This is a genomic window from Photobacterium sanguinicancri (assembly GCF_002265265.1).
Taxonomy (GTDB): Bacteria; Pseudomonadota; Gammaproteobacteria; order Enterobacterales; family Vibrionaceae; genus Photobacterium; species Photobacterium sanguinicancri.
Genome location: NZ_NOIF01000383.1, coordinates 1 through 994 on the forward strand (window position 1 = coordinate 1; position 994 = coordinate 994).

Below are 994 nucleotides of genomic sequence, written 5' to 3' on the forward strand. Positions count from 1 at the left end.
TCAGAACTAGGCTTTTTTGATTTATTTGATAATAAGCCAAAAAAACCAAAGTTAATTAATGTTAAAGAACCTGATGTTAACTATGTTAATTATTTGAAGGGTAAATGTGGCGATAGCGAAAAGACTCGGACACTAAAAGAAGCGCTTTTAAAACTAGTAGACACGAAACAAATAAAAAAATGGACGTTTTTACATAGTGGATTGACTGAAGCTATTACAAATGTCTCTCACCATGCTTATCCAGATAGTGGTCACTACAAAAGCTGTGACAAGAATTGGTATCTAACAGGATCTTTTAATAAGTCGACTCGTCGAATGAAAATTGTGTTTTATGACCAAGGAATAGGTATTCCCAAATCACTACCTGCTTCAGAAATATTCGAAAAAGTACTTAGTTATATTTCGAAACTTCCTCTAAAAGGAAGTGACCGCTGGCAAGATGAAGTTCTATTGCGTGCAGCTGTTGAGATGGATCGGACTAGTACATATGATACTGATCGTGGAAAAGGGCTTCAGGATTTTCAGGTGTTTATTGATCAGCTGGGTAGTGGGTCTTTGTCTATTATTAGTCAAAAAGGACTGTATAAATACACAGTTAAAAACGATGTTTCTACGATAAAAACAGTGAACTTTAAACGTCCTGTTTATGGTACACTTATCATTTGGAGTGTTGTGTTGTAATGAGTATGTTAAGGCTTGCTATGGCTATGTTAAATATTGGTACGGATTTTTCGCTAACTCCAGCGGGTAGATTTTATTCTGATGGTTCTGGAAGTGGTGAAGAATTCCGTGAAGAGTGTTTGAGAGTAAAATTACTTGCTCTTAATAATAATGAAAAATTGACTATTATTCTTGATGATGGTGTTGATGGTTATGGTTCTTCATTTTTAGTGGAAGGATTTGCTGGTATGGTTAAATATGGATATACTGTCTCTTAAAAACATAACCAAGCCCACGAGACGGACATACAGGGCTTATGCCGTATTGTCGTTGA

At 35.5% G+C, this 994-nt stretch carries 1 protein-coding gene and 1 pseudogene; both read left to right on the forward strand.

The window, feature by feature from the left end:
* Positions 1 to 681: pseudogene (locus ASV53_RS25675) on the forward strand (hypothetical protein); the annotation flags it as partial.
* Between the two features lie 20 nt (positions 682 to 701).
* Positions 702 to 938 (forward strand): DUF4325 domain-containing protein, encoded by a 237-nt coding sequence (locus ASV53_RS24175; protein ID WP_141226321.1) that lies wholly within the window; start codon positions 702 to 704, stop codon positions 936 to 938.
* Positions 939 to 994 lie beyond the last annotated feature (56 nt).